The 20,123-nt window shown below is 73.8% G+C and carries 17 protein-coding genes and 1 pseudogene; 3 read left to right on the top strand and 15 right to left on the bottom strand.

Features of this window, described 5'->3' with window-relative positions; genetic code table 11:
- Entirely contained in the window at positions 1-303 is a 303-nt protein-coding gene (clpS, locus tag G8E01_RS06975) for an ATP-dependent Clp protease adapter ClpS (RefSeq protein ID WP_166317734.1), read from the top strand.
- Positions 300-785, top strand: a complete 486-nt coding sequence (locus G8E01_RS06970; RefSeq protein ID WP_166317731.1) for a DUF2017 family protein — start codon at positions 300-302, stop codon at positions 783-785. Before clpS ends, G8E01_RS06970 begins: the two co-directional genes overlap by 4 nt.
- A 4-nt stretch (positions 786-789) precedes the next feature.
- Here G8E01_RS06970 and G8E01_RS06965 read toward each other — a convergent pair whose 3' ends face one another.
- The 7 genes and pseudogenes from G8E01_RS06965 to G8E01_RS06935 all read right to left on the bottom strand — a co-directional run bounded on the left by G8E01_RS06965 (position 790) and on the right by G8E01_RS06935 (position 6,515).
- Positions 790-1,320 carry a nucleoside/nucleotide kinase family protein gene (locus G8E01_RS06965; RefSeq protein ID WP_166317728.1) on the bottom strand — a complete coding sequence of 177 codons (531 nt, stop codon included), beginning with the start codon at positions 1,318-1,320 and terminating at the stop codon, positions 790-792.
- A 2-nt stretch (positions 1,321-1,322) separates the two neighbouring features.
- Positions 1,323-1,643, bottom strand: a complete 321-nt coding sequence (locus tag G8E01_RS06960; protein WP_155048365.1) for a hypothetical protein — start codon at positions 1,641-1,643, stop codon at positions 1,323-1,325.
- Between the two features lie 4 nt (positions 1,644-1,647).
- A pseudogene (locus G8E01_RS06955) lies at positions 1,648-2,922 on the bottom strand (DNA polymerase IV); the annotation flags it as partial.
- Between the two features lie 43 nt (positions 2,923-2,965).
- Positions 2,966-4,474: an Asp-tRNA(Asn)/Glu-tRNA(Gln) amidotransferase subunit GatB gene (gene gatB, locus G8E01_RS06950; RefSeq protein WP_166317722.1), complete on the bottom strand. Its 1,509-nt coding sequence runs from the start codon at positions 4,472-4,474 to the stop codon at positions 2,966-2,968.
- Positions 4,474-5,991, bottom strand: coding sequence for an Asp-tRNA(Asn)/Glu-tRNA(Gln) amidotransferase subunit GatA (gene gatA, locus G8E01_RS06945; protein ID WP_166317719.1), 1,518 nt, complete (start codon positions 5,989-5,991; stop codon positions 4,474-4,476). Before gatA ends, gatB begins: the two co-directional genes overlap by 1 nt.
- Entirely contained in the window at positions 5,991-6,290 is a 300-nt protein-coding gene (gene gatC / locus G8E01_RS06940) for an Asp-tRNA(Asn)/Glu-tRNA(Gln) amidotransferase subunit GatC (RefSeq protein ID WP_166317716.1), read from the bottom strand. The genes gatA and gatC overlap by 1 nt, the downstream gene beginning before the upstream one ends.
- Positions 6,291-6,299: 9 nt before the next feature.
- Positions 6,300-6,515: a hypothetical protein gene (locus tag G8E01_RS06935; protein WP_166317713.1), complete on the bottom strand. Its 216-nt coding sequence runs from the start codon at positions 6,513-6,515 to the stop codon at positions 6,300-6,302.
- A 42-nt stretch (positions 6,516-6,557) separates the two neighbouring features.
- On the opposite strand from G8E01_RS06935, the gene G8E01_RS06930 reads away from it, so the two are divergent.
- On the top strand, positions 6,558-7,016 hold the full coding sequence (locus tag G8E01_RS06930; RefSeq protein ID WP_166317710.1) for a MarR family transcriptional regulator: 459 nt from the start codon (positions 6,558-6,560) through the stop codon (positions 7,014-7,016).
- On the opposite strand, the gene G8E01_RS06925 is transcribed toward G8E01_RS06930, so the two are convergent.
- The 8 genes from G8E01_RS06925 to ligA form a co-directional block, all read right to left on the bottom strand.
- Entirely contained in the window at positions 6,997-8,691 is a 1,695-nt protein-coding gene (locus G8E01_RS06925) for a long-chain-fatty-acid--CoA ligase (RefSeq protein ID WP_166317707.1), read from the bottom strand. The two genes, G8E01_RS06930 and G8E01_RS06925, sit on opposite strands and share 20 nt — an antisense overlap.
- Positions 8,688-10,700 carry a phosphotransferase gene (locus tag G8E01_RS06920; protein ID WP_166317704.1) on the bottom strand — a complete coding sequence of 671 codons (2,013 nt, stop codon included), beginning with the start codon at positions 10,698-10,700 and terminating at the stop codon, positions 8,688-8,690. The genes G8E01_RS06925 and G8E01_RS06920 overlap by 4 nt, the downstream gene beginning before the upstream one ends.
- On the bottom strand, positions 10,693-12,402 hold the full coding sequence (locus tag G8E01_RS06915; protein ID WP_166317701.1) for an ABC transporter transmembrane domain-containing protein: 1,710 nt from the start codon (positions 12,400-12,402) through the stop codon (positions 10,693-10,695). Before G8E01_RS06915 ends, G8E01_RS06920 begins: the two co-directional genes overlap by 8 nt.
- Positions 12,399-13,583: a glycosyltransferase family 4 protein gene (locus G8E01_RS06910; RefSeq protein ID WP_166317698.1), complete on the bottom strand. Its 1,185-nt coding sequence runs from the start codon at positions 13,581-13,583 to the stop codon at positions 12,399-12,401. Before G8E01_RS06910 ends, G8E01_RS06915 begins: the two co-directional genes overlap by 4 nt.
- On the bottom strand, positions 13,583-14,779 hold the full coding sequence (locus G8E01_RS06905) for a glycosyltransferase (protein WP_166317695.1): 1,197 nt from the start codon (positions 14,777-14,779) through the stop codon (positions 13,583-13,585). Before G8E01_RS06905 ends, G8E01_RS06910 begins: the two co-directional genes overlap by 1 nt.
- A complete protein-coding gene (locus G8E01_RS06900) occupies positions 14,776-15,975 on the bottom strand; it encodes a glycosyltransferase family protein (protein WP_166317692.1) in 1,200 nt (399 codons plus the stop codon). The genes G8E01_RS06905 and G8E01_RS06900 overlap by 4 nt, the downstream gene beginning before the upstream one ends.
- A gap of 131 nt (positions 15,976-16,106) precedes the next feature.
- The gene (putP, locus tag G8E01_RS06895; protein ID WP_166317689.1) at positions 16,107-17,633 is read right to left on the bottom strand and encodes a sodium/proline symporter PutP; all 1,527 of its coding nucleotides are present in this window, start codon (positions 17,631-17,633) and stop codon (positions 16,107-16,109) included.
- A gap of 170 nt (positions 17,634-17,803) precedes the next feature.
- Positions 17,804-20,065 (bottom strand): NAD-dependent DNA ligase LigA, encoded by a 2,262-nt coding sequence (gene ligA / locus G8E01_RS06890; protein ID WP_420826120.1) that lies wholly within the window; start codon positions 20,063-20,065, stop codon positions 17,804-17,806.
- Positions 20,066-20,123: the final 58 nt, after the last annotated feature.

Genomic DNA, 20,123 nt, shown 5'->3' with positions numbered 1-20,123 from the left:
ATGACGTCACCGACGCTGCTCCCGGCGGACGAGGCGCGCGCGGCGCGCGAAACCACGGCCACGGCGTCCCCGCCGTGGGAGACCGTCGTCTGGGACGACCCCGTCAACCTCATGAGCTACGTCGTGCGCGTGTTCCGCGAGTACTTCGGGTTCTCGACCGAGCGGGCCACCGAGCGCATGCTCGCGGTCCACCACGAGGGCCACGCGGTCGTCGCGGAGGGCGCGCGCGAGCAGATGGAGCTCCACGCCCAGGCGATGCACGATTACGGCCTCTGGGCCACCGTCCGAAAGGCGACGCGATGACCGACCGGCTCACGATTCTCACGCTCACGCGGATCGAGGCGCGCCACCTCGCCGACCTGATCGACCAGTTCGCGACGCTCGTCGCGGACGGTCGCCCCGAGGACCCGGCGCTGGGCCGCCTGACCCCGGATGCCTATCCCGAGGACGACGCGGCGTCGCGGGAGTTTCGCGACGTCACGCGCACGGACCTGCTCGGGCGACGGGCGGGCGACGCGCGGGTCGTCGCCGAGGACCTCGAGCGGATCGGCGACGCGGGCTTGGACGACGCGCTCTCCCCCGTGGACGTCTCGATCGCGGGCGATCGTCTCGACGCCTGGCTGCGCACGCTGGCCGCGCTGCGTCTCGTGCTCGCGAGCCGCCTCGGGATCTCGGACGGCGATGCGGCGCACGACGAGGACGACCCGCGCTACGGGCTCTACGAGTGGCTGGGCTACCGACTCGAGGGACTCGTGCAGGCCGCGGACGGCGAGACCTCGGCGTAGGGGTCTACGCCATGCACCACGCGAAGGTCGCGAGGCTCTCCGGCGCGTGATCGAGGATGTGCGCGTCCTCCTGCGCCGCCCACATGTCCCAGAACGGCCGAAAGCCGTCGCCGTCGCGGGCGAGCGCCCGGTCGCGCCGCGCGTGGGCGTCCGCGTCGAGCCACACGGCGCAGGTCGCCGCCCGCGCGGCCGCGGGGCTCAGGGATCCGCAGCCCTCGACCACGAGCGGCTCCCCAGGATCCACCCGGCGCTCGCGCGTCTCGTACTCGCCGCGCGCCCAGTCCCAGCGGCGGTAGGTGGCCGCGCGCCCGGCGGCGTGGTCGGTCAGGATGCGCGCGGCGACGGGCGTCGCGCGGGCGAGGCCGCCCCAGCCGGGGTAGAACTCGTCCAGCGAGACGAGGCGCGCGCCGCGCGCGGTGGCCACCGCCCGCGCAAGCGTCGTCTTACCCGCGCCGCTGCGCCCGTCGATGACGAGGCGAAACGGGCCGGGCGCGAGGAAGGCGGCGAGCCGGTCCGCCGCGGCGGCCGGCGTCACCGCTACTTCTTCAGCCGCTTGATGACGTAGCCGAGGGCGCGGCCGGTCACGCACACGAGCGGGGTGAGGACCGCGATGAGCGTGACCGGGTTCGGCGCGAACCGGAACTCGGAGCCGCGCCGGATGTAGGCGCCGACCGGCAGCGAGAATCCGCCGCCGCCCCCGCCGCCCTGGCCGTTGTCGTCCGAGCCGCCGCCGTAGCCGGCCCAGGTCGCCGCCACCGGCAGCACCGTGACGCCGTCGAGGTCCTGCTGCTCGCCGTAGGACGCCTTCACGCCGAAGGAGCCGCTGAGCTTGCCGAGTTCGATCGCGATGTTGGGCATGGCACTACCGTACCCCGGGGTCCCCCTCCGCGCGCCGCTTCGACGGCGCGAGGAAGGCGGCGCGCGTGATCGACCCACGCCCGAACCGCTCGGCCGCGCGGTCGAGCGCCGTGTCGACCTGCCGCCAGTCGCCGTCGTCGTCCCACAGCGCCACCGCCTGGGAGCCGGCCGCCACGAGGCGGTCCGCGCGCACGCCGATCAGGCGCACGGGGGCGGACACGCCCGCCTGCGCGAAGAGCTCGCGGGCGACCTGGCCGATCCGCTGGCCCACGTCGGTCGGATCCGCGAGGGCGCGAGAGCGCGTGATCGTCCGGAAATCGGCGAACCGCACCTTGATGGACACGCCGGATGCCTCCACGCCGCCCGCGCGCAGGCGCCCCGCGACCCGGTCGGCGAGCCGCAGGATCTCGGCGCGCAGCCGCTCCGGATCCCACACGTCCTCGTCGAACGTCTCCTCGTGCGAGACGCTCTTCTCGACGCGCTCGGTCTCGATCGCGCGCGGGTCCCGGCCGCGCGCGAGGTCGACGAGCCTGCTCGCCTGCGCGGGTCCGAGGATCCGCTCCAGGGCCGCCGGCGGCGTCTCCCGCAGGTCGCGGATCGTGTGAATCCCCCGCGAGGCCAGGGCCTCGGCGGCCTTCGGGCCGACGCCCCACATGGATCCGGCCGGCCGCGGGTCGAGGAAGGCGACCGTCTCGCGCGCCGGGACCACGAGCATCCCGTCCGGTTTGGCCACCGTGGAGGCCATCTTCGCGACGTGCTTGGTCGACGCCGCGCCGACGCTGCAGGTGATCCCGATCTCGCCCCGGACCCGGCGGCGGATCAGCGCGGCGATCTCGCCCGGGCCGCCCCACAGCCGCCGCGCGCCGGAGACGTCGAGGAACGCCTCGTCGATCGAGAGGGGCTCGACGAGCGGCGTGATGGAGCGGAACAGGTCCATCACGCGCGCGGACACGGCGCGGTAGCGATCGAAGTGCGGCTCCACGACGACCGCGCGGGGGCAGCGCCGGAGCGCCTGCGCCACCGGCATGGCGGAGCGCACGCCGTACCGGCGCGCCTCGTACGACGCGCTGGAGACGACGGAGCGCCCCTCCCTGCGCCCGATGATGACGGGACGGCCGGCGAGGGACGGATCCGCCAGCGTCTCGACCGCGACGTAGAACGCGTCCATGTCGACGTGGAGGATGTGCGCGCCCTCGTCGTCCGCGCCGTCCGCGGAGACGAGGCGCCGCGATCCGTCCTGCCGTCCCATGGATCCATTCTCCCCGCACGCCGCGCACGAGGGGCCGCCGCCGGCGCCGGCGACGGCCCCGCGCGCCCGGAGGCTACGCGCCGGCGCGCTCGATGACGAGCTCGCGCACGCGCGCGGCGTCGGCCTGGCCCTTCATGGCCTTCATCACGGCGCCGATGATCGCGCCCGCCGCCTGCACCTTGCCGCCGCGGATCTTCTCGAGGACGTCGGGCTGCGCCGCGAGAGCCTCGTCGATCGCCGCGATGAGGGCGCCGTCGTCGCTCACGACGGCCAGGCCGCGCGCGTCGACGACCGCCTGCGGCGCGCCCTCGCCCGCGACGACGCCCTCGAGCACCTGGCGGGCGAGCTTGTCCGTCAGCGTTCCGGCGTCGATGAGGCCCTGCAGCTCGGCCACGTGCGCGGGGCTGACGAGCGTCTCGGCCTCGCGGCCCTCGGCGTTCGCGATCCGCGTGATCTCGCCCGTCCACCACTTGCGCGCGGACGCGGGGCTCGCGCCGGCCGCGACCGTTTGCTCGACCGCGTCGACCAGGGCGCCGTTGGCGACGTCCTGGAACTCGAGGTCGGTGAAGCCCCACTCGGCCTTCAGGCGCCGGCGGCGCGCGACGGGCGCCTCGGGCAGCTTCCCGCGGAGCTCCTCGATCAGCTCGGCGCTTGGGGCGACGGGCAGGAGGTCCGGCTCCGGGAAGTAGCGGTAGTCGTCAGCGTCGCTCTTGGGGCGGCCGGGCGACGTCTCGCCCGTGTCCTCGTGCCAGTGGCGGGTCTCCTGCGTGATCGCGCCGCCCGCGGCGAGGATCGCGGCCTGGCGCCGGATCTCGTACCGGACAGCGCGCTCGACGGAGCGCATCGAGTTGACGTTCTTCGTCTCGGTGCGCGTCCCGAGCTTCTCGGCGCCGCGTGGGCGGAGCGAGACGTTCGCGTCGCACCGGACGTTGCCGCGCTCCATCCGCGCCTCGCTGATGCCGAGCGCACGGGCGATGTCGCGGATGGTGCCGAGGTACGCCTTCGCGAGCTCCGGCGCCCGGTGCTCGGCGCCGAAGATCGGCTTCGTGACGATCTCCACGAGCGGAACGCCCGCGCGGTTGTAGTCCACGAGCGACGAGGAGGCGCCCTGGATCCGGCCGGTGGATCCGCCGACGTGCGTCAGCTTGCCCGCGTCCTCCTCCATGTGGGCGCGCTCGATCGGGATCGTGACGAGGTCGCCGCCCTCGAGCTCGACCTCGACCGAGCCCTCGAACGCGATCGGCTCGTCGTACTGGCTGATCTGGTAGTTCTTCCCGAGGTCCGGGTAGAAGTAGTTCTTACGCGCGAATCGGCTCGACGGCGCGATCGAGCAGCCGAGCGCGAGGCCGAGGCTGATGGAGCTCAGCACGGCCTCGCGGTTGACGACCGGCATCGCGCCGGGCAGGCCGAGGTCGACCGGCGCGACGAGCGTGTTCGGCTCGGCGCCGTGAAACTCATTGTTCGCGGGGTTTCCCGCCGCCGAGAACATCTTCGTGCGGGTGTTGAGCTCGATGTGCACCTCGAGCCCGATGACGGGCTCGAACATCTCGAGCGCCTTGTCGAAGTCCATGAGCGTCGCCATCAGCGTGCCTCTCCCCCGAGCGCGGGTGCCTTGTCGAGGAGCGGTCCGCCCCAGCTGTCCACGAGCATCGCCTCGAGGGCGCCGCCGACCTGGTAGAGCCGCGCGTCCTGCCGCGCCGGCGCGAGGAACTGGATCCCCGTCGGCAGGTTGTCGTCGGACGCGAGGCCCGCCGGGATCGAGATGCCGGGGATCCCGGCGAGGTTCGCGGGGATCGTCGTGAGGTCGTTGGCGTACATCGCGAGCGGGTCGTCAATCTTCTCGCCCAGGCGGAACGCCGTCGTCGGCGCAGTCGGCGTCGCGATGACGTCGACCGCCGCGAAGGCCTCGTCGAAGTCGCGCTGGATGAGCGTGCGGACCTTCTGCGCGCTGCCGTAGTACGCGTCGTAGTACCCCGCCGACAGCGCGTAGGTGCCGAGGATGATGCGTCGCTTCACCTCGGGGCCGAAGCCCGCATCGCGCGTGGCCGACATGACGTCCTCGACCGTGCCGCCCGCGCCGTCGACGCGGAGGCCGAAGCGCACGGAGTCGAACTTCGCGAGGTTGCTCGAGGCCTCGGCGGGAAGGATGAGGTAGTACGCGGCCACCGCGTACTCGAAGTGCGGGGCCTGGACCTCAACGATCTCCGCTCCCTGCGCCTCGAGCAGGGCGAGCGAGGCGCGGAACGCCTCGGCGACGCCCGGCTGGAACGCGGCGTCGGGCAGGTCGCGGACGACGCCCACGCGCAGCCCGCGGATGCCCTCGCCCGCGGCGCCCGCACGCGCGGCGGCGGCGAACGACGGCCAGGCGTCGGTGAGTGAGGTCGCGTCGTGCGGGTCGTGCCCGCCGATCACGTCGTGCAGGAGACCCGCGTCGAGCACGGTGCGCGTGACCGGGCCGATCTGGTCGAGGCTCGACGCCAGCGCGATCGCCCCGTAGCGGCTGACCGCGCCGTAGGTGGGCTTGACGCCGACCGTGCCCGTGACGTGCGCGGGCTGACGGATGGATCCGCCCGTGTCGGAGCCGAGCGCGAGCGGGGCCTCGAAGGCCGCGACCGCGGCGGCGGACCCGCCGCCGGAGCCGCCGGGGATCCGGTCGAGGTCCCAGGGGTTGCGGGTCGGCCCGTACGCCGAGTGCTCCGTCGAGGACCCCATGGCGAACTCGTCCATGTTCGTCTTGCCGAGCGGCACGAGACCCGCCTCGCGCGAGCGCTTCACGACCGTCGCGTCGTAGGGCGACATGTACCCCTCGAGGATCCGCGACCCGGAGGTCGACGGCATGTCGGTCGTCACGAGGACATCCTTGACCGCGAGCGGCACGCCCGCGAGCTCCGGGAGCTCCTCGCCCGCCGCGCGGCGCTGGTCGATGTCGCGCGCGACGTCGAGAGCGTGATCGGAGACGTGGAGGAACGCGTGCACGTCGCCGTCGACCGCGGCGATACGGTCGAGGTGCGCCTGAGTGGCCTCGGCGCTCGAGACCTCGCCGGAGCGCAGCTTCTCCGCCAGGTCGGCGCCGGTCAGGCGCACGAGATCGGCCGCCATCACTGCTCCTCCCCCAGGATCGCCGTGACGCGGAACCGCGACCCGTCGGAGTCCGGCGCGTTGAGCAGCGCCTGCTCGAGGGTGAGCATGTCGCCCGGCTCGTCCTCGCGGAAGACGTTGACCAGGGGGATCGGGTGGCTCGTCGCGGCCACGTCCGCGGTGGCGACCTCGCTCACCTTCGCGATGTTCGACACGATGGCGTCGAGTTCGCCGGTGAGGCTGGTCACCTCCTGGTCGGACAGCTGGATCCGGGCGAGCACGCCGAGATGACGCACGAGATCGGGAGTGATTTCAGACACGCCTCCAGTCTACGGGGAGGCGGGTTCGGGGCAGCGCAGGGCCCCGCCGTCGGCCGGCACGTGCGCGTCCTTCGCCGCGCCGCACCGCTCGCACGGCGGCGGCGCGCTGGGCCCGTAGGGGCCGATCTGGGCGGGCCCGGCGTAGCGAATGAGGCGCGCGTTCAGCCAGTGGTACAGCCCTCCGGACGCGCGCACGCGCTCTCGCCAGCTCTGCTTCTCCGTCATAACACTTAGTGTACTAAGTATTAGAGCGTCTAGGATCGGAGCGTGACGGATCCCCGCGACGACCTGCTTCGCCTCGACAATCAGCTCTGCTTCGCGCTCGTGACGGCGGCCCGCAACGTCGTCGCGCTCTATCGCCCCGTCCTCGAGCCACTCGGGTTGACGCACCCGCAGTACCTCGTGATGCTCGCGCTGTGGGAGCGCGAGCCCCGGTCCCTCGGCGAGCTCGCCGAGGAGATCGCTCTCGAGCCGGCGACCGCCTCGCCGCTCGTCAAGCGCCTCGAGACGCAGGGCCTCGTGGGGCGCGCCCGCCGCGCCGGGGACGAGCGCCGGCTCGACATCGTCCTGACGGACGCGGGACGGGCCCTCCGCGAGCGCGCGCTCGACGTGCCGAGCCAGATCATGGCGCGCACGGGGCTGAACGCGGACGACCTGGCGCGGATCCGCGACGCGCTCGCGCCGTTCTCGGGCGCCCGCGACGACGTCAGGCGCCCTCGGCGATGAGGCGCTCGCGCACCTGACGCCGCAGCACCTTGCCGATCATCGAGGTCGGGAGCTCGTCGACGACGACGACGCGGCGCGGCGCCTTGTAGGGCGTAAGCACGCGCTTGACGAACTCGCGCACCTCCTCCGGGTCGATGTCCGCGCCGCCCTCGACCACGACCGCCGCGACGACCTCCTCGCCGCGCGGGCCCGGGAGCCCGACGACGGCGGCGTCGGCGATCGCGGGGTGCTGGCGCAGCGCGATCTCGACCTCCGTCGGGGCGACGTTGAAGCCGCCCGTGATGATCAGCTCCTTGATGCGGTCCACGATCCGGAAGAAGCCGTCCGCGTCCATCTCAACGATGTCGCCCGTGCGGAACCAGCCGTCGAGGAATACGGCCTCCGTCTCCTCCGGTCGGCCGTAGTACCCCGAGAACACCTGCGGCCCCCGCACGAGGAGCTCCCCCGCCGTCCCCTGCGGCACGTCGACCCCCGTCTCGGGATCGACGACGCGGGCCTCGGTCCCGGGCAGCGGAAGGCCGATGGATCCCGCCTTGCGGTTCGGGGCGACGGGGTTGACGATGAGCACGGGCGAGCACTCCGACAGCCCGTACCCCTCGACGAGGTACCCCTTCGTCTCCTGCTCCCACGGGCCGACGAGCGCGTCGGCGTCGAGCGCCATGGCGCCCGAGACGCCGATGCGCGTGCCCTCGAGCGAGACGCCCTTCTCCTCAGCGCGGCGCAGCAGCCGGTCGGCGATCGGCGGAACGGCCGGCAGGACGGTCGCCGGGTGCTTCTTCGTCACGCGAAGGACCATGTCGGGGTCGAACCGCGGGAACAGCACGAGGCGGGCCGCCTGCGACATCGCGAAGGTCAGGCAGAGCGTGAGCCCGTAGGCGTGGAACATCGGCAGCACGGCGTAGACGACCGTGCCCTCGCCGCGATGTACCTCCGGGATCCAGGCGCGCGCCTGCGCCGCGTTCGCCAGCAGGTTGCCGTGGGTGAGGGCCGCGCCCTTCGGATCCCCGGTCGTCCCGCTCGTGTACTGGATGATCGCGACGTCGTCCGTGCCCGGCCCGGGAACGGACGGATCCAGCGGCGCCGCGGCCACGACGTCCTCCCACGACACCGCGCCACGCACGGGCTCGGTGAGCTGGTCGCGCAGCGCCCGCAGCTTCGGAATCGGGATCCTGAGGGCGGCGCGCATGTATCCGGGCATGCCGAGCGTGACGTCGACCGAGACGAGCGCGGTGACCGCGAGGTCGGCGGGAAAGTCCTGCACCGTGCGGGCCACCTTGCTCCACACGATCGCGTGCGTGGCGCCGTGGTCCTCGAACTGCTTGCGCAGCTCGCGGGCCGTGTACAGCGGGTTGTGCTCGACGACGATCGCGCCGAGGCGGAGCACGGCGTAGAACGCGACGATGTGCTGCGGGCAGTTCGGGAGGATGAGCGCCACGCGGTCGCCGGCGCGCACGCCGAGGTCCCGTAGGCCGGCGGCGGCGCGCTCGATCGCGTCCGCGAGCGCGCGGTAGGTCGTCTCGCGCCCGAAAAACTGCAGGGCCGGGGCGTCGGGGAACTCGGCCGCGGATCCGCGCACGAGGTCGAGGAGCGACCCCGAGACGGGGTCGAGATCCTCCGGCACGCCCGGGGCATAAGAGGCGGTCCAGGGGCGCGGCGGGTCGAACGCGATCGTCACGCCCCCATCCTAGGCATGCGGGACGGATCGTCGCCCGCGGCGAGCGCGAGCATCGCTCGGGCCGCATGGCCCTCGGACTCCCGCACCGCGTACACGGCGGCGAGCCGCAGCGCCGTCGCGCGCGCGTAAGCCGCGAACCGACGGGGCGCGACGTGCACCTCCCGGAGGAACGCGGCGCGGGCGGCGTCGGCGCGCTCGGGAGTCAGGTGGCCCTGGGCGCGCCGGAGCTCGATGTGCACGGCGAGGTTCGCGACGTCGAGCGCCGCCTCGCCCCGCGCGAGCGTGTCGACGTCGATCAGCCCGACCCTTTCACCCTCGCGGGGAACCAGCAGCTGCTTGTCGTGGAGGTCCCTGTGGAGCACGGCGTCCTCCGGGCCGGGCGCGCCGAGGAGCTCCGCCGCCACGCGCGCGCGGAGCCCCGCGGCGCGGTCCGCGCCTTCCGCGCCGCGGGCGTGCGCCCAGGCGCGATCGAGCGCGGCGAGCTCCTCGCGCGGGCCGTGCCGGTCGAGTCCGTCGCCGCGGATCCCGAGGAGCTCCCCGACCGCGCGTCCCGCGCCGCTCCACCAGCGTGCGAGGTCGCCGATCGGGACCGACGGATCCGCGCCCGCCTCGAAGAGCGTGCGCTCCCCGACCGCGGTCATCTCGATCGTGCCCCGGCCCGCGTCGGCACCGATGATCCGCGGGGCGCGCGCGACCCGGAGGCCCTCGACGCGCCGCGCGCGGTCGAGCGCCGCGGCGTGGCGCTTCGGACGGACGACCTTCACGAACGCGGGATCGCGACCGGGGAGCCGCACGACGGCGCGCTTGCCCTCCCGATGGGCGACGAGCACCGCGCCGGGCCGCTCCAGCACGACGGCGAGGCCCGGCAGCGCCGGATCCCGCGGCACGGGCGCGACGAGCCGCGCGGCGAGCGCGACCGTGTCGACCGCGCGGTCCCGCCAGTCGTCGGCGCCGCGCCGGAAGGGCTCGGCTGCGCGTTGCAGGAGCGCCGCCGCGGTCAACGCCCGGAAGGCCGCGGGGTCCACCTTCCCGCCCGCGGCCCGGTAGCCGTCCGCGAGGGCAGGTAGCCCGTCGCCGCCGCCCTCGAGACTGTCGGCCGCGGCCGAGGCGAGGTCCCACAGGGGATCGCCGAAACCTGCTCGATCGAGGTCCACGATCGCGACGTCGCCGCCCGAGACGAGGAGCTGATCCCGCGAGAAGTCACCGTGGATCGGTGCGATCGCGCGCGGCCGGGCGATCTCCTCCGCGAGCTGGCGCGCGACCGCTCGGGCGGACTCCCCCGCCGCCGGGGCCACCGCCCGCAGCTGCGCGAGCGCGCCGTCCAGGGCCGCGCGGCGCGCTCGGCGCCACGCGACCCCGGCCGCCGCCGGCGCCTCGGCGCCGCGCGTGTGGATCCGTGCCAGCGCGCGCCCCGCGGCCCTGAGCGCGTCCGCGTCGCCGGATCCCGGGGCTCGCCCGGGGAGGAGGTCGGTCTCCAGGATCCCCCGGTCGAGGTCGGTGTGCCCCTCGGCCGCCGTGGCGGTGAGGTCCGCGAGAAGCGCATGCCCGGCGGATGCCGCCCGCGACGCGGCGGGGCGATGGACCTTGACGATGACGGCGCACGCGTCACAGCGGCCGACCCAGCGACGGCCGGGCTTGTAGACGAGCACGCGCACGGCGGGGTGCGCGCGGCGCGCGACGGCGATCCCGGGCAGGTCGCGATCGGCCTCGTCCGGCAGAATCCCGAACCCGCGAGCGGTATCGACCGCGAGGGCGCCGCGCCGCGCGTCGCGCCGCAGCTTGGGCGCAGACTCCGCGCCATAGGCCACGGCGCGCGCGGGCGTTCGCACACCGTCCGCGGCGACCAGGACGAGGCCGACGTCCAGTGAGACGCCGGGCTTGTACCGGCGATAGGTCACCTCGGCGCTCGCCGCCCCCGCGCGCGCCGCGAGTCCCGCCGCATCGAGCGCGTCGGCGAGCGCCGGGATCGCGCGGTCGCGGCGCGCGAGGTCGGCGGCGTCCTCAGACATGCGGGGCCTCCGAGACGATCCGTCCGCGCTCAAGCACGACCGTGCGGTCGCAGTCCGCGGCCTCGTTTTCGTCATGCGTGATGACGAAGGTCGTCTTCCCCTCGGTGAGCCGTCGGAGCGCCGTGCGCACCTCGCGCGCGCTGGCCGGATCCAGGCCCGCCGTCGCCTCGTCCAGCACGATGATGCGCGCGTCCCGCAGAATGGCGCGGGCGATCGCGATGCGCTGGCGCTGGCCGCCCGAGAGCGTGTCGCCGCGCTCCCCCACGAGCGCGTCGAGCCCGCCCGGGAGCCTCTCGGCGAACTCGCTCACGCAGGCGACGTCGGCCGCCCACGCCACGTGCTCGTCGGTCGCGTCGGGGCGCCCCATCCGGATGTTCTCCCGGATCGACCCCCGGAAGAGCACCGATTCCTGCAACACGATCGCCGTCGCGCTGCGTACGGATTCGACGGTCGCGTCGCGGATGTCGACCCCGTCGATCTCGACGGATCCCCGGGTCGGGTCCTGGAGCCGCAGGAGAAGCGCGGCGAGCGTGGACTTCCCCGAGCCCGACGAGCCCACGAGCGCGACCCGCTCGCCCGCGCCGACGGCGAGGTCGACGCCGTCGAGGGCAAGGGAGGCGTCGTCGTACGAGGCGGACACGCCCCGAAAGCGCACGTGCCCGATCGGCCGGGGCAGCGCGGTCGCGCCCGGGCGGTCGGCGATGTCGGGCGCCTGGTCGGCGAGGTCCAGGATCCGCTCTCCGGAGGCGCGGGCCTTCGCGATGCGCCCGACGTACTTGGCGAGATCGCGCATCGGCTTGAACGCCCCCTTCAGGTATTGGACGAACACGACGAGCTCGCCCGGGGTGAGGTGGCCGTCGAGGACGCTCGTTCCTCCCACCAGCAGCACGGCCGCCGTCGCGATGCCGACGAGCACGTCGGTCGACCGCTCGAGGCCTGCCGCGAGGCGCGTGGCGCGCACGCCCTCGGTCAGCTCGCGATCGTTGGAGCTCTCGAATCGGCGCGTCAGGCCGCGCTCGAGCGCGTAGGCCTGGACGACCTTCATCGCGCCGAACGTCTCGCCCGCCGTGCCGGCGAGGTCGCCCTCCCGCGCGCGCTGCACGCGGGAGGCGCGCGTGATGCGGCGCGTGGCCACGTGCGAGGCCAGGAGGAAGACGGGGACGCACGCGAGGATGACGAGCCCGAGCCGCCAGTCGAGAACGAGCATGACCGTCAGCATCGCGACGAGGGTGACGCAGTTGCCGATCAGGGGCATCGCGGCCGTGACGGCGACGTCGCGGAGCTTGCCGACGTCGCCCACGAGGCGGTTGAGGACGTCGCCCGACCGCGTACCCGCGTGGAACCGCAGGGAGAGTCGCAGCGCGTGGGCGTAGACCCGGCCCCGCACGGCGTTCATCGCGCGGGTCCCGGCGAGCGCAAAGCACACGGTCATGAGATACGAGGACAGCGCCCTCATCCCCGCCGCGAGCAGCACGGCGCACGCGCAGGCGAGGAGCAGGCTCGCGATGCCGGGGCTCGCCGCGGCGCCGGGCGCGACGACGGCGTCGATCACCACCTTGAGGGGCCAGGGCTCGAGGATCCGAAACGCGACCTCGGCGAACATGGCGACGAATCCGCCGGCGATGAGCGCCCGCTGCGGGCGCACGTCGGGCGCGAGGAACCGCCACAGCGCGCGGAGCGACCGGCGCCGACCGGCGCTCACGCGGGCACCTCCTCGAGCGCGAGACCCGCGGCCCGGAACGAGCGATCGACGACCGCCGCCCAGGTGCGCTCGGCGAGCACCCGGCGCCGGCCCTCGCGCCCCATCCGCGCGGCGCGGCGCGGGTGCGCGGCGAGGGCGAGGAGCGCGTCCGCGAGCGCGCGCGGATCGCCGGGTTCCACGAGGATCCCCGTCTCCCCGTCCGCCACCAGCTCGGGAATCTGGCCCGTACGGGAGGCGACCACCGGCAGCCCCGCGGCGAGGTACTCGACCACCTTGAGGGGCGAGAAGTACGCGTCGCCGGGCGGATACGGCGCGGCGCCGACGTGGCAGGTGGCGAGGAGCCCCGCCACCTCCTCCGGCGCGACGGCCCCGGCGAACCGGACGGCGTCCGTCAGCCCGCGCGCGGCCGCATGGGCGACGAGGTCCGCGCGCCCGGGGCCATCCCCGATGATCAGGGCGCGGGCGGGCAGGCCCGCGCGGCGCACGTCGACGAGCGCGTCCAGGAGCGTCGCCGTCCCGTGCCACGGCTTGAGCGTCCCGACGAACCCCACGGTGAAGCCCCCGGCCGGTGTCGCGGGCGCGGCGAGGTCGAATCGCGCGGGGTCCACGCCGTTCGGCTCGACGACGATGCGATCGCCGGGCGTGTAGCCCGTCGCCCAGTCGGCGACCGGGCGCGACACGCACACCACGGCGGTGGCGCCCCCGAGCGTCGTGGCGGCCACCCGGTCCGCGTCCGCGCGACGCACGAGCACGCGATGGGCCGCCTGCTCGAGCGGTAGCGGCGCGTTGGCCTCGACGATGACGGGAACCCCCGCCGCCCGACCCGCCACGGCCCCCGCCGTGCTGAAGAGGCTGTACCGCTCGTAGATCGCGTCGTACGGGCGCCGGCCGTGCGCGGCGAGGACCTCGCCCGCGATCCCGGCGTCGGCAGCGAGGAGCCTGTCCTCCCGGCGCGCCGGATCCGCGTCCCGGACGGGGCCAGACACGCGCAGCCGCACCGCGCCGGCGGCCACGGCGGGCGCCAGCGCGGCCGGCGTGTCGCCGCCGGTGCGGCGGCAGAACACGTCGATCTCGTGACCGTGGCTGGCGAGCACCGCGAGCACGGCCTGGACGTGCACGGAGGCACCCTTGCGCCCGAAGATCGGGATCCCCGGATCCTGGCAGATATAGGCGATGCGCATCAGGCGGCCTCTCCGCTCGCCACGAGCGCGCGGAGCGCCGCGGCCTGGCGCTCGCTCGAGAACTCCGCCTCGACCCGTGCCCTGGCGCGGTCCGCCATCCGCCCGGCCCCCGCGGGATCGTCCAGGAGGCCCGCGAGCGCGCAGGCGAGCGCGGACACGTTCCCCGGCTCCACGAGGACGCCCGTCTCCCCGTCCACGACCGCCTCGGGGATGCCCGTCACGGGAGTTGAGACGCACGGCGTTCCGAGCGCCATCGCCTCGAGCAGGACGGTGGGCAGGCCGTCCGCGTTGCCGTCGGCGCCCACCACGCATGGCGCGGCGAAGACGCGGGCGCGCGCCACCTCGTCGCGCACGCCGTCCTGCGTCGCCGCGCCCACGAGCCGCACGAGGTCGCCGACGCCGCGATCCGCGATGCGCGCCGCCAGCTGCTCCTCACGCTCGCCGCGCCCGATGATCCGGCAGGTCGTCTCGCGGCCGGCGGCGCGCAGGTGGGCGATCGCGTCGATCAGCACCTCGAATCCCTTCTTCTCGACGAGGCGCCCGACCGCCACGACATCGACCTCGCGCGCGGCATCCGTGGGACAAAACTCCCGGACATCGACGCCGTTGTAGACCCGGTGCACGGTGTGGCCGGGTCCGGCGACCCGCTCGAGGTGGCGACGGTTGTAGTCGGAGACCGTCACGACGTGGTGGGCGCCCGCGACCTTGCGGGCCACGTCGGCGTCGTCGACGCTGTCGTGGAACAGGTCCTTGGCGTGCGCCGTGAAGGAATAGGGAATCCCCGCCAGGAGGGAGGCGAGGCGCGCGATCGTCGTCGCCATGCTCGCGAAATGCGCGTGGAGGTGGGTCACCCCGTCCGCTCGCGCCCGCAGGGCGAGATCGATGGCCTGCGCCGCGTCGTCCGCCGAGGCGCCCGCGAGCTCGCCGACAGCGTCGCGGAACCCCGGCAGGTCCCGGGCTCGGGCGAGGGCGGCCCACTGCGACGCCGCCGACCGCGGCACCGGCAGCGGCACGACGGGGGCCGCGACACGGGCGAGGGCCGCGTGGAAGTGCGGGTCCGCCGGCGGGCGCATCGAGTAGATCCGCAGACGCTCGCCCGCCTCCTCGCGCGCAAGGATCTCGGTCACCACGAACGTTTCGGAGAATCGCGGATACATCTTGAGCACATACCCGATATGCGGGGCAGGGGCGGTCATGCGACGGTCCTTTCACGACGGGGCGCGGCCACGAGCGCGCCGAAGAGGTCCGCGACGGTGGCGAGCCCGTCGAGGTTGCCGGTTCGCGCGGTGGGGTCGCCGGGCGCGGCAAGCCACCGCCCGATCGCCGCGGGGCTCAGGTCGTCCGGATGGAGCGTGTCGACGAGGCCGCGACGGCGCATGGCGACGGCGCGTACGAGCTGCTCGCGCCGCGGCCGCACGCGCGGCACGACGAGAATCGGCGTGCCCGCCGCGAGCGCCTCGCACACCGTGTTGTAGCCGCCCATGCCGACCACGGCCGACGCGCGCGCGATGAGATCGGATCCGTCCGGCACGAAGGTCCGCACCTCGAGGTCCGCGCGACGAGCGGCGAGCCGCGCGAGGTCCTCGCGGTCGCGGGCGGGCATCTGCGGCCCCGTGACGAGGACGCCGCGGTGACCGGCGGGGAGCTCGGCCCGCGCGAACGCATGCGCGAGGGCCTGCCCGTCGGATCCGCCGCCCACCATGCCGACGACGAGGCGCTCGCGGGCCCCTGGGCGCGGCATGACCCGGCCGCGGGCCAGGTAGCCCGTGTACGCGACGCGCGTGCGAAGGGCGGGCGGGACCTCGAGGCCCTTCAGCGGGTCGTGCACGGAGCGGTCGCCATAGACCCACACGTCGGTGTACCACCGCTCGAGCGCGCCCGCCGTGCCGTCCGCGCGCCAGTCGCGTCGCGCGGCGGGTGCGGCGTCCAGCACGTCGCGCAGGCCGAGGACGATGCGCGTGCCGCGGCGGGCGAGGACATCGAGCGCGCCCTCGAGCTCGCCGCCGAGTCCACGCGCGTGCTTGTCCACGATGAGAACGTCGGGGGCGAAACCCTCGAGCGCGGCGCGCAAGATGTCGGCGCGGATCCGCGCAAGGTGCTCGCCGGCGAGCGAAAGGCGGCGTGGCCCGTAGGATCCCCGCGCGTTCTTCGCGACGCCGGGCAGGGCAACGACATCCGTCCGGTCGGGGAGCTCGTGACAGGCCGCCTCGGGCGCGCTCGTCAGGAGCAGGATGTCGGGCCGGGCGCCGCCTGCCGCCAGCGCCCGGGCGAGCGCGAGGTTGCGGCGAATGTGTCCCAGCCCCATCGCGTCATGCGAGTACAGCGCCACGCGGGGCGCGCGCTCTCCCACCCCGGCACCCGTGTCCCGTGCGTCGCTCGTCATGATCGTCATGAGCCCTCCCCTGTGGATAGGACTCACTCTGGTGCGGCCCCATGAGACCGCTGTGACGCGTATATGAGGACGCCTTTAGGAAACGCGAACGCCCCGCCGAGACCGGCGGGGCGTTCGGGCAAGGCGGTTCGTTACGACGCGGCGGGCTTCTCCAGATCCGCGATGATGATCGAACCGGTGTCGGTGAACTCCCGCTGGATCTCCTGGTCGTCCGGGGTGTCCGCCTTGTACGTCGCGAGGCTCACGACAACGGCGAGGACGAGGTTCACGACGAAGCCCGGCACGATCTCGTACAGGTCGAAGAACCCGCCGGAGAGGTACTGGCCCCACACCCAGGCCACGACGGCGCCGGAGATCATGCCGACGATCGCGCCGGCGGCCGTGAGGCGCCGCCAGAACAGCGACAGCAGGACGATCGGACCGAACGCGGCGCCGAACCCGGCCCACGCGAACCCGACGAGCTCCAGCACCGTCGCCTCGGAGTCGAACGCGATCGCGATGGCGATCACGGCGATCACGAGCACGGCGATGCGGCCCAGCCAGACGAGCAGCTTCTCGCTGACCGTCTTCTTGAACACGAGGCGCGCGATGTCCTCGATGAGCGCGGACGACGACACAATGAGCTGGCTCGAGATGGTCGACATGATCGCGGCGAGCACCGCGGAGAGCACGAGGCCCGCCACGAGGGGGTGCATGAGGTTCTGCGCGAGCACGAGCACGACCGTCTCGGGGTCGGCGAGCTCAATGCCGTTGATGCTGAACCACGCGATGCCGATCAGGCCGGTGGCGACGCCGCCGAGGAGCGAGAGGATCATCCAGCCCATGCCGATGCGGCGGGCGACCTTCACGTCGCGCGTGGAGCGCAGCGCCATGAAGCGCACGATGATGTGCGGCTGGCCGAAGTACCCGAGGCCCCAGGCGAGCGACGAGACGATGCCAAGGAAGGTCGCGGCCGACATACCGCCGCCGAACCAGTCGAGGTTGTCGGCTCCCGCCGCCTCGATGCCCTCGCCGACCGCCGCGAGGTCGCCGATCGAGACGATGGCGAGCACGGGGACGATGAGCAGGGCGGCGAAGATCATGATGCCCTGGACGAAGTCGGTGTAGGTCGCGCCGAGGAAGCCGCCGAAGAAGGTGTACGCGAGCGTCACCCCGGCCACGAGCAGCATGCCCGTCGTGTAGTCCCCGTCGAACGAGCTCTCGAAGTACTTCCCGCCGGCGACCATGCCGCTCGAGACATACAGCGTGAAGAAGACGAGGATGACGACGCCCGCCACGACGCGGAGCACGTGGCTCTTGTCGTGCAGGCGGTTCTCGAAGAAGCTCGGCACGGTGATCGAGTTCTTCGCGACCTCCGTGTAGGCGCGCAGGCGCGGCGCGACGAACTTCCAGTTCAGGTAGGCGCCGATCGTGAGGCCAATGGCGATCCAGGCCTCGATGAGGCCCGTCGCGTACAGCGCGCCCGGCAGGCCCATGACGAGCCAGCCCGACATGTCGGACGCACCGGCGCTGAGCGCGGCGACCGCCGGCGGCAGGCTGCGGCCGCCGAGCATGTAGTCCTCATGGGACTTGGTCTTCAGCGTCGCGTAAACGCCGATACCGATCATGGCGGTGAAATAAATGACAAGGGCGATGATGAAATATGTGTGATCTGACATCTGAGTAGTCCTCCGCTCCTTTGAGCAGCGCACACCCTAACCAGCCCTGGTCGCCTCGCGCCAACTGGCGTTCGCGCGAGGTTGATGTTATGTAAGAAGTTCCTGTGTGCGCGCCGGGTGGGCGTCACGGTATCGGCGACTCGCCGCGCCGCGCAAGGGGCGCCCGTCGATCACTCCCCCGGATCCGGGAGCCCGCCGGGTCCCTCTGTGACGAGGATCCGGAAGCCTTCGGCGTCCAGCACGCGGACACCCAGCTCCTCGGCCTTGGCCAGCTTGGATCCAGCGCCCGGCCCCGCGGCCACGAAGTCGGTCTTCTTGCTCACGCTCGACGCCGCCTTGCCACCGGCGCCGATGATCGCCTCCTTGGCGCCCTCCCGGGTGTACCCCTCGAGCGTCCCCGTCGCGACGATCGTCAGCCCCTCGAGCACGCCGCCGGCCGCCTGCGCCGCGCCGGGGCCCGGGTGCCCCGGCGTCGCGAACCGCACGCCGGCGCGCGTCCAGCGGTCGACGATCTCCCGGTGCCACGGCACCTCGAACCAGTCGAGCACGGAGGCGGCGATCGTCTCGCCCACCCCCTCGACGGCGGCGATCTCCTCGGCCGTGGCGCGGCGGATCGCGTCGAGGGATCCGAACCACGCCGCGAGCTCGCGCGCCGCCACCGGCCCCACGTGCCGGATGTTCAGCGCGACGAGCTGCCGCCACAGGTCCTTCGTCTTCGCCTTCTCGAGTTCGTCGAGCAGCGTGATCGCCTGCGCAGACGGCGAGGCCTGCGGGTGGTCCTTGCGGATCCCCGCCGCCCGCCGCGCCTGCGCGGTGGCGTCCTCCCAGCCCGGCGGGTACACGCGCGTGACCTTCTGGAACGGCGCACGCCGCACCGGCTCGCCGGTGGACTCGTCCACCCGCTCCTCGCCGGTCTCGGGGTCGCGCACGACGACCTCGATGGGCACGAGCTGCTCAAGCGTGAGATCGAACAGCCCCGCCTCCGTGCGCAGGAGCGGGTCGAGCTCCTCGCCCGTCTCGGTCGAGCGCGCCGGCTGTGTCAGCGCGGCGGCCGTCACCTCGCCCAGCGCCTCGACGTCGAGCCCCCCGCGCGAACCGACGTGTTCGACGCGCCCGCGCACCTGCGCGGGACAGTCCTCGCCGTTCGGGCAGCGCAGGTCGATGTCGCCCTCCTTCATGGGGCGGAGCCTCGTGCCGCACTCGGGGCAGCGCTCCGGCATGACGAAGGCGCGCTCGGACCCGTCGCGGCGCTCGATCACGGGGCCCAGGATCTCCGGGATCACGTCGCCCGCCTTGCGGAGGATCACGACGTCGCCGATCAGGACGCCCTTGTGCTCGACGACCTCGCGATTATGCAGCGTGGCGCGCGAAACGACGCTTCCCGCCACAAGCTTCGGCTCCATCACGGCGTACGGCGTGGCCCGCCCGGTGCGCCCCACACCGACCTGGATGTCGACGAGGCGGGTCTGCACCTCCTCCGGCGGGTACTTGTAGGCGATCGCCCAGCGCGGCGCGCGGCTCGTCGCGCCGAGCTCCTCGTGGAGCGCGAGCTCGTCGACCTTCACGACGATGCCGTCGAGCTCGTGTTCGACCGCGTGGCGGTTCTCGCCGAATCGCGCGACGAAGTCGAGGACGTCCGCCGTCGTGTCGCACACGGCCAGGTGCGGGCTCGTGGGCAGCCCCCACCCCGCGAGCACCTCATAGACCTCGCTCTGCGCGGCGACGGGCGGATCCGCCCACGCCCCGATGCCGTGCACGTACAGGCGAAGCGACGCGAGGCGCGCCTCGCCGGCCTCGCGCTCGAGGCCGTCCTTCTTGTCGAGCTGCTGGCGCAGGCCGCCGCTGGCCGCGTTCCGGGGATTCGCGAAGGCCGGGAAGCGACGCGCCGCGGACGCCTCCGCGCGGGCCTCGTCGAACGCGGCTCGGGCCCCCGCGCGGCCCGCGTGGCGCGCCCTCGCCTCGCCGACTGCGCGGGCGCGCAGGTCGGCCTGGAGCGCGTTGAGGGCGTGGAACTCCTCGACCGGGATGAACACCTCGCCGCGCACCTCGACGAGGTCGGGGTGCCCCGCGCCGCCCAGCCGCGTGGGGATCCCCGCGACGCGCGCCGCGTTCTCCGTCACGATCTCGCCGACTCGCCCGTCCCCGCGCGTGGCCGCCGAGGTCAGCACTCCCCGCTCGTAGCGCAGGCTGATGGCGAGGCCGTCGATCTTCAGCTCCGTCAGCCACCGCACGGGTCGCGCGGCCGCCTCGGAGGTCTTATGACACCAGTCGGCCAGCTCCTCGGGCGCGAACACGTTGTCGAGGCTGAGCATGCGTTCGGCGTGCTCGATCGTGTCGAGCCCGGTGGCCTCGGCCGCGCCAATCGTCTGCGTCGGCGAGTCCTGCGCTGAGAGCACCGGGTGCGCGTCCTCGATCTCCTCGAGGCGGCGCATCCATCCGTCGTAGGTCGCGTCGTCGACGGGCTGCGCGTCGGCGCCATAGTACGCGTCG

This window comes from Microbacterium excoecariae (assembly GCF_011326725.1).
GTDB classification, from domain to species: Bacteria; Actinomycetota; Actinomycetes; order Actinomycetales; family Microbacteriaceae; genus Microbacterium; species Microbacterium excoecariae.
This window is presented reverse-complemented; position numbering and strand designations above follow the sequence as displayed.

Bases quoted from the DNA above. Each gene is read 5' to 3' on its own strand.
- G8E01_RS06900 (WP_166317692.1), bottom strand. From the start codon at position 15,975: ATGACGATCATGACGAGCGACGCACGGGACACGGGTGCCGGGGTGGGA.
- putP (WP_166317689.1), bottom strand. From the start codon at position 17,633: ATGTCAGATCACACATATTTCATCATCGCCCTTGTCATTTATTTCACC.
- G8E01_RS06960 (WP_155048365.1), bottom strand. From the start codon at position 1,643: ATGCCCAACATCGCGATCGAACTCGGCAAGCTCAGCGGCTCCTTCGGC.
- clpS (WP_166317734.1), top strand. From the start codon at position 1: ATGACGTCACCGACGCTGCTCCCGGCGGACGAGGCGCGCGCGGCGCGC.
- gatA (WP_166317719.1), bottom strand. From the start codon at position 5,991: ATGGCGGCCGATCTCGTGCGCCTGACCGGCGCCGACCTGGCGGAGAAG.
- G8E01_RS06920 (WP_166317704.1), bottom strand. From the start codon at position 10,700: ATGTCTGAGGACGCCGCCGACCTCGCGCGCCGCGACCGCGCGATCCCG.
- ligA (WP_420826120.1), bottom strand. From the start codon at position 20,065: ATGCGCCGCCTCGAGGAGATCGAGGACGCGCACCCGGTGCTCTCAGCG.
- gatB (WP_166317722.1), bottom strand. From the start codon at position 4,474: ATGGCGACGCTCATGGACTTCGACAAGGCGCTCGAGATGTTCGAGCCC.
- G8E01_RS06910 (WP_166317698.1), bottom strand. From the start codon at position 13,583: ATGCGCATCGCCTATATCTGCCAGGATCCGGGGATCCCGATCTTCGGG.
- G8E01_RS06905 (WP_166317695.1), bottom strand. From the start codon at position 14,779: ATGACCGCCCCTGCCCCGCATATCGGGTATGTGCTCAAGATGTATCCG.
- G8E01_RS06970 (WP_166317731.1), top strand. From the start codon at position 300: ATGACCGACCGGCTCACGATTCTCACGCTCACGCGGATCGAGGCGCGC.
- G8E01_RS06935 (WP_166317713.1), bottom strand. From the start codon at position 6,515: ATGACGGAGAAGCAGAGCTGGCGAGAGCGCGTGCGCGCGTCCGGAGGG.